Raw genomic sequence first — 6,556 nt, forward strand, 5'->3', positions numbered from 1 at the left:
CGGCGGCCGGGGCTTCGACCGAAGTCATCCTGACAGCATCGTGTCAGGTCAAGCGCGATCAAGCACTGGCTTGCGCAAGCCCGTCAGCTTGAGCGCACCGAGCGCCACGAAGCACAGAACGGTGACCGGGAATATCACCCAGTTCAGCATTTCCCAACCCCAGGCGTTGTAAACCATCCCCGACATCAGCGAAGCGCAGGCGACGGAGCCGAACAGCACGAAGTCGTGGAAGCCTTGCACCTTGCCCTTTTCCGACGGCCGGTAGCTGGCCGACACCATCGCCGTGGCGCCGATGAAGCCAAAATTCCAGCCAAGGCCGAGCAGGATCAGCGACGTCCAGAATTGCCACAGCGCCAGGCCTGACAGAGCGACAATGGCGCAGCCGATGAGCAGGATCAGGCCGGTCGCCACGATGCGCTCCGCGCCGAAGCGATGGATCAGCGAGCCGGTGAAGAAACTCGGCGCGAACATCGCCATGACGTGCCAGGAGATCCCGAGTGTCGCGTCGGTCTCCGACAGGCCGCAGCCGACCATGGCCAGCGGTGCGCCGGTCATGACGAAGCTCATCAGCGCGTAGCTGCCGACCGCGCAGAAAAGCGCGGCGACGAAACGCGGCTGCGTGACGATTTCGGCCAATGGTCTGGCGTCGCTGTCGGTGATCGCCACCTTACCGGATGTCTTCGTCGGCAGCCGCAGGAACGACAGGATGATGGCACCGACCGCAGCCAGCGGCAGGATGGAAATGAATGCACCGGCAAACATCACCGGCGCCAACAATTCGCGGGTGAAGATGACGATCTGCGGCCCGAGGATGGCGGTGACGATGCCGCCGGCCAGCACGAAGGAGATGGCGCGCGCCTTGAACTCCGGCGGCGCGTTGTCTGCGGCGGCGAAGCGGAATTGCTGGACGAAAGCGCCACCGACCCCGATCGTGAGCAAGCCAAAGGCAAACAGCCAGAAGCTGCCTTGAAAAAGTGCCAGCGTGGCGATCAGGCCGCCAAGCGCCGTGACGATCGTGCCGATCGTAAAGCCGCCGCGCTGGCCCATGCCGCGGATGATGGCCGCTGCGGGCAGCGCGCCGAGCGCCACGCCGATGTTGAAGCCGGTGATCGGTGCCGTCGCCAGCGATTTGTCGGGACCAAGCAGATATTGCCCGGCCAGCGCGCCCATGGAGATGGCGATAGGGGCCGCCGAGCCGATGATCGCCTGCGAGGCGGCGAGGATCAGCGCGGTGCGACGCGCCTCCTTGCCTGCCTCGACGGCAATTGCCGTCATGATGCGTCCTTGCCGCGCCCCTCGCCACGCACACGGCGTGACACACGGTCGAGCACGGCATTAACCAGCTTCGGCTCGTCTTCCTCGTAGAAGGCCTTGGCGATGTCGACATATTCGGAGACGATGACGGCAACGGGAACATCCTCGCGCTTCATCAACTCGTAGACGCCGGCACGCAGGATGGCGCGCAGCGTCGAATCGAGCCGCGACAGCGGCCAGTCCTCGGTCAGCGCCTGGCGGATGATGGGATCGATGGTCTTCTGGTTTTCGACGACACCCGCCAGAATGGCGCGAAACCATTGCGCATCGGCCTCGCGGTAGAGCGCGCCGTCGACTTCCTTGCCAAGGCGAAAGGCCTCGTATTCGGCGGTGATCTCGAAGACGCCGCTGCCGGCCACATCCATCTGATAAAGCGCCTGCACGGCGGCCAGACGGGCAGCACCGCGCTTGTTGGCGTGGCGCACCGCGGGCTGGCCGGGCGAAGCGGGTTCGCTCACGATCGCGCTCCTAGTTGTTCTTTGAGGGCGATCATGGTCAGCGCCGCACGCGCGGCAAAGCCACCCTTGTCGCCCTCCGAGCGCTTGGCCCGCGTCCACGCCTGTGCGTCGTTCTCGGTGGTGAGGATGCCGTTGCCGATGCAGACCGAGTCCTGCACGCTCAGGTCCATGAGTGCGCGGCTGGATTCATTGGCGACAATGTCGAAATGATAGGTGTCGCCGCGGATGACGGTGCCAAGCGCAACGAAGCCGTCATAATTTGGACCGCCTTCAGTCGCGCCGTCCAGCGCGAAGGTAATCACCGCGGGAATCTCGAGCGAACCTGGAACGGTGACGACGTCGTAAGTCGCACCCGCTTCATCGAGCGCGCTCGTCGCGCCATCGAGCAACGCGTCGGCAAGGCCGTCGTGGAAGCGCGCTTCGATGATCAGAACGCGGGCTTTCTTCTTCGGACGGATAAACGCTTTGCCGTGTTGGGATGTGCCAGCCATAAAAGTCTCCGGGGGGTTGCCGGTGACTTAGGCCGAAGCCGGGTTGACCGCAAGCGGAAGATTGCGGGAGGCGTGTCGTGCCTACCTCTTTGGGCAAGGTGCGGGAACCTGGCAGTCAGCACCAAGGCTTTCAGCCCAGGCGAGAACGGCTTCATGATCCACAACACGGCCGGCATCTACATCGGCCAATGCATCCCGCGTCAGCCGCTCTTCGTCTTTGGAATTCCTCCTGTCCATCAAATCCTTCCTCATTTGAACAGCTCTGCGATATCGGCCATCGGCCGGAAGAGCTTCATTTGCTGTTCTGGGAACGGTAGAAAACTCTCGCGTTGGTAAAAGCGGCGTGCATCTTCGTCCTTGGCATCGACAATAACGGCAAACGAGGCAATCTCGCTCCTTACGCAACGGGAAAGGGCGTCGGCCAGGAGATAGCGGCCGTAGCCTTGTCCCCGATATCGCCGATCAACGGCAAGGCGCCCTAGCAACGTGGCCGGAATGAGCGGGTAACGGGGGAGCTTGCGAACGGTCTGGGCAGGCCAATCGCCAACATTCACGGCAGTCGAAGAGAGCGTGTAGTAGCCGGCGATGGTTCCATCCGGTAGAACCAGTACGAATGGCGCGGCAATGTTCTTGCGAGCGTCTTGTCCGGCCTGAATCCTGAGATATCGATCGAGTGGTTCCGCGCCGCTCTCGAATGAGGTTCTGTCCTGCTGCGGGCCAAGCACCTCAACACGCAAAGGCCCCTCAGTCGAGCCCACCCCTCAGGTGCCAGTGGCTTGACGATACCGACGCACTGTATCGTGCAGACGATCGTTCACAGGTCTCGGATTGACAAGAGCATCCACGAACGCGCGGCTGTCGCGCACGGACAGATCGAAGCGCTGATGCTCCTCAATGGCTCGGCGGGCAGCCTCCTGAACGCTGGTCAAGACAAAATCCGTCACCGTTCGGCCCTGAAGTGCCGCAGCGTGTTCGATAAGGTTCTTCTGGTCGGTCGTGACGCGTGTTTCCAGACGCTCGCCACGGACACGACTGCGTGGTGGATCTGCGGTCATCGTCGTTCTCCTGGCAACAATGTACGGCCCATGGCCGGTAATTTCAAGACTGCGAGGAAGTGACGTAACAATCGGTAGCCATCAAAGCCCCTCTTTCGCGGCCTCCACAAGCCGCGCCGCGTAGCGGGCCATGGTGTCGATCTCGAGATTGACGCGGTCGCCGACCTTGCGCTCGCCCCAGGTGGTCACGGTCAGCGAGTGGTGGATCAGAAGCACGTCGAAGCGCACGCCTTGCACCTTGTTGACGGTGAGCGAGGTGCCGTCGAGCGCGACGGAGCCCTTGGGCGCAATGAACTTCGCCAGGTCGCGCGGCGCCTCAAGCGTGAAGCGCACGGCGTCGCCTTCATCCTTACGCTCGATGATCTCGGCCATGCCGTCGACATGGCCCGAAACGATGTGACCGCCGAGTTCGTCGCCGATCTTCAGCGCCCGCTCCAGATTGATCCGCGTGCCCGATTTCCAGCCCATCGCCGTCGTCAGCCTTAGCGCCTCTTCCCAGGCCTCGACCTCGAACCAGCGTGCATTCGAGCCACTGTGGGGCAAGCCCGTGACCGTCAGGCAGACACCGCCGCAGGAGATCGAGGCGCCGATGGCGATGGTGTCGGGGTCATAGGCGGTGTCGATGCGCAACCCCACCCCTTCCCTGAGCGGCTTGACGGAAGCGACAGTGCCGACATCGCTGACAATCCCGGTAAACATCAGATATCCCTTATCCACTCGGCGTAGCTGTCCTCGCCGAAACGCATGTCGCGAAGCTTGCGAAAACCTGCCGGGATATGGTCAACGTCGATCGGCGATGCAATGCCGTCATCGCCGATCGCTTCCGGCCCCTGGAACAGCACGATGCGGTCGACCAGCCCATCGGCGAGGAAGGCGCTGGCCACCTTGGCGCCGCCCTCGACCAGCACGCTTGCCAAGCCGAGCGCGGCCAGATCCTCGAGCAGTTCCGGTAGCGCGACGCCGCCCTCATGTGTTTCAGTGCCGATGAAGCGCACGCCGGCGCGTTCGAGTGCTGCGCGCCGCAGCGGATCGGCCTCCAGGGAAGCGGCGACATAGAGCGGCACCCGGTCGACGCCCGAAACCAGCTTCGAGGTCTCCGGCAACCTGATCTGGCGGTCGAGCACGATGCGCGCCGGCGAGCGGTTCTCCAGCCCCGGCAAGCGTACCGTCAGGGCTGGATCGTCCTCAAGGGCTGTGCCGATGCCGACCAGTATGCCGTCCGCCTCGGCCCGCATCAGATACACCTCGCGGCGCGCGATATCGCCGGTGATCGACACCTGCCCCTCGCCTTCCCGGCCGATCTTGCCGTCGCTGGAAAGCGCAAGCTTGAGAATCACTTCTGGGCGTTTTCTCAATGATCGGATCAAATAGCCGGCCATCTGCTCGGCCGCTTCCGCCGCCAACACCTTCTCGACCACCTCGACACCGGCGGCACGCAGGATTGCGTAGCCATTGCCGGACACGCGCGGATCGGGATCGCTGGCCGCACCGACAACGCGCGCGACGCCGGCATTGACCAGCGCATTGGCGCAAGGCGGCGTGCGGCCATGATGGGCGCAAGGTTCCAGCGTGACATAGGCGGTAGCACCACGCGCGAGCGCGCCGGCCTCGGCCAGGGCCTCGGTCTCGGCATGCGGGCGGCCGCCGACAGCGGTGACGCCGGTGCCGACGATCATCGGGCCGTTGCCGTCATCGCGCACGATCAGCGTGCCGACTGACGGGTTGGTCGAGGTGCGCCCGGCATTCTTCCGTGAAAGGCGGAGCGCCGCCGCCATGAACCGGCGATCAAGGGCGGCCTGTTCGCTTGCAGTCATGCTTAGCTGGCGTCCTCTTCGCCTTTGACTTCGTCTCCCTTGAGCTCGCCCAGCAATTCGTGGAAATCCTTGGCCTCGCGAAAATTGCGGTAGACCGAGGCGAAGCGGACATAGGCGACATCGTCGAGCGACTTCAGCGCTTCCATGACCAGTCGGCCGACTTCCCCCGAAGCAACCTCCGTCTCGCCGGAACTTTCGAGCTGGCGCACGATGCCGGTCACCGCGCGGTCGATGCGCTCGGGATCGACATTGCGCTTGCGCACGGCGATCTCCACCGAGCGCAGCAGCTTGTCGCGGTCGAACGGCACTTTGCGGCCCGATTTCTTGACCACCACGAGGTCGCGCAACTGCACGCGCTCGAAGGTGGTGAAACGGCCGCCGCAATCGGGGCAGACGCGCCGCCTGCGGATCGCCGCGCCATCCTCGGCGGGGCGCGAATCCTTCACCTGCGTATCTTCTGACTGGCAATAGGGACAGCGCATTGAGAATGCCTTTGGTTGGCGAATCCGGTGAAGCGAAAGGCTTAGAGGTTTTTGCAGCGATGGCAAAGTATCGGCACCATGCCCTCGCCCTTCAGCCAGAGAGATAGCGAGGCGCGAGCAAGATTGCCAGCCTCGCCAAGCAGCCGGACTGCGTTCCGATGTCGTCAGGGAGCGACGTCGGCGGTCGGGAACCCGCACGAAACGCCGAGGCTGCGATAGGCCTTGGTGAAGCCATCCATGGATATGCTTCCAACCGGCGCGTCGCCAAAGGAAACGTCAAGCGCCGATGCCCGCCGCATGACGCGCAAGAGCGCCAGGCTGGTCTTGGCCTGGTTGTCCACGGTCCAGCTGAGCCGGCCGTTCACGGCACCATCGGAATGGAGCTTTGCGGCGACGCGGCCCTTGTCATCGCCGAAAGCGGCGGCGACCGACTTGCCGGTCGGCAAGGCCTTGTTGTCGACGGAGATGGTTATGGATGGGTAGGCATCCGGCGGCAGTGCATCGCCGTTCGTGATGATGAGTGTCAGAGTGCCGCTCTCGCCGCCAGCGCCGACAAAGGCGGTTGATGCCGCGCAGGTCTTGCGGAGATCCTCACCGGTGTCGACCTCGTCGACCAGGGTCGACCACCTGCCGAAGGTTTCGAGCTTGGGTGCCGCCTGGGCCGGCGAAGCGGGCGCGGCCTGAGGACGTGCGGGTTGCGCGGGTGCGGTTTGCGCCAAGGCGATGGCGGAGAGCGGCAAGGCCATCAAGGCGGTCAGAACGCCAGCGACGGCAAGGTCGGCGAGACGAACAATTCGTATCATCAAGGCTCCTGTCGGACGCACCTGCCTTTGCGCCCCCGCCCCACACGGGGGGGCCAAACCAAGAGAAAAACAAAAACGGGAAACCAGATTTAGATAGAGGGGGGAAACCTCGGGGAGCACCCCCCCCAAGGCCGTGGAC

Annotated in this window: 10 protein-coding genes; all 10 read right to left on the bottom strand. The window is 63.9% G+C overall.

The window, feature by feature from the left end; translation table 11 throughout:
* Window positions 1-48: 48 nt before the first annotated feature.
* Entirely contained in the window at window positions 49-1,275 is a 1,227-nt protein-coding gene (locus tag NKH19_RS19745; protein WP_352870529.1) for an MFS transporter, read from the bottom strand.
* Window positions 1,272-1,772, bottom strand: coding sequence for a transcription antitermination factor NusB (nusB, locus tag NKH19_RS19750; protein ID WP_023798402.1), 501 nt, complete (start codon window positions 1,770-1,772; stop codon window positions 1,272-1,274). Before nusB ends, NKH19_RS19745 begins: the two co-directional genes overlap by 4 nt.
* Window positions 1,769-2,263: a 6,7-dimethyl-8-ribityllumazine synthase gene (ribH, locus tag NKH19_RS19755; protein WP_352870528.1), complete on the bottom strand. Its 495-nt coding sequence runs from the start codon at window positions 2,261-2,263 to the stop codon at window positions 1,769-1,771. The genes nusB and ribH overlap by 4 nt, the downstream gene beginning before the upstream one ends.
* An 81-nt stretch (window positions 2,264-2,344) precedes the next feature.
* A complete protein-coding gene (locus tag NKH19_RS19760) occupies window positions 2,345-2,515 on the bottom strand; it encodes a hypothetical protein (protein ID WP_502910985.1) in 171 nt (56 codons plus the stop codon).
* Window positions 2,512-3,000: a GNAT family N-acetyltransferase gene (locus NKH19_RS19765; RefSeq protein WP_352982669.1), complete on the bottom strand. Its 489-nt coding sequence runs from the start codon at window positions 2,998-3,000 to the stop codon at window positions 2,512-2,514. The genes NKH19_RS19760 and NKH19_RS19765 overlap by 4 nt, the downstream gene beginning before the upstream one ends.
* Window positions 3,001-3,024: 24 nt before the next feature.
* Entirely contained in the window at window positions 3,025-3,318 is a 294-nt protein-coding gene (locus NKH19_RS19770; RefSeq protein WP_352870526.1) for a type II toxin-antitoxin system TacA family antitoxin, read from the bottom strand.
* A gap of 81 nt (window positions 3,319-3,399) precedes the next feature.
* Entirely contained in the window at window positions 3,400-4,017 is a 618-nt protein-coding gene (locus NKH19_RS19775) for a riboflavin synthase (protein WP_352870525.1), read from the bottom strand.
* Window positions 4,017-5,132 (bottom strand): bifunctional diaminohydroxyphosphoribosylaminopyrimidine deaminase/5-amino-6-(5-phosphoribosylamino)uracil reductase RibD, encoded by a 1,116-nt coding sequence (gene ribD / locus NKH19_RS19780; RefSeq protein WP_352870524.1) that lies wholly within the window; start codon window positions 5,130-5,132, stop codon window positions 4,017-4,019. Before ribD ends, NKH19_RS19775 begins: the two co-directional genes overlap by 1 nt.
* 2 nt (window positions 5,133-5,134) lie before the next feature.
* Window positions 5,135-5,614, bottom strand: coding sequence for a transcriptional regulator NrdR (nrdR, locus tag NKH19_RS19785; protein WP_256750776.1), 480 nt, complete (start codon window positions 5,612-5,614; stop codon window positions 5,135-5,137).
* Window positions 5,615-5,778: 164 nt separating this feature from the next.
* The gene (locus NKH19_RS19790) at window positions 5,779-6,417 is read right to left on the bottom strand and encodes a hypothetical protein (protein ID WP_352870523.1); all 639 of its coding nucleotides are present in this window, start codon (window positions 6,415-6,417) and stop codon (window positions 5,779-5,781) included.
* Window positions 6,418-6,556 lie beyond the last annotated feature (139 nt).

The sequence above is a fragment of the Mesorhizobium sp. M1338 genome, assembly GCF_040318045.1.
Taxonomy (GTDB): domain Bacteria; phylum Pseudomonadota; class Alphaproteobacteria; order Rhizobiales; family Rhizobiaceae; genus Mesorhizobium.

What these genes read in the sequence shown, in the direction of transcription:
- NKH19_RS19745 (WP_352870529.1), bottom strand. Translation starts at nt 1,275, where the DNA reads ATGACGGCAATTGCCGTCGAGGCAGGCAAGGAGGCGCGTCGCACCGCG.
- ribH (WP_352870528.1), bottom strand. Translation starts at nt 2,263, where the DNA reads ATGGCTGGCACATCCCAACACGGCAAAGCGTTTATCCGTCCGAAGAAG.
- NKH19_RS19760 (WP_502910985.1), bottom strand. Translation starts at nt 2,515, where the DNA reads ATGAGGAAGGATTTGATGGACAGGAGGAATTCCAAAGACGAAGAGCGG.
- NKH19_RS19770 (WP_352870526.1), bottom strand. Translation starts at nt 3,318, where the DNA reads ATGACCGCAGATCCACCACGCAGTCGTGTCCGTGGCGAGCGTCTGGAA.
- NKH19_RS19775 (WP_352870525.1), bottom strand. Translation starts at nt 4,017, where the DNA reads ATGTTTACCGGGATTGTCAGCGATGTCGGCACTGTCGCTTCCGTCAAG.
- ribD (WP_352870524.1), bottom strand. Translation starts at nt 5,132, where the DNA reads ATGACTGCAAGCGAACAGGCCGCCCTTGATCGCCGGTTCATGGCGGCG.
- nrdR (WP_256750776.1), bottom strand. Translation starts at nt 5,614, where the DNA reads ATGCGCTGTCCCTATTGCCAGTCAGAAGATACGCAGGTGAAGGATTCG.
- NKH19_RS19790 (WP_352870523.1), bottom strand. Translation starts at nt 6,417, where the DNA reads ATGATACGAATTGTTCGTCTCGCCGACCTTGCCGTCGCTGGCGTTCTG.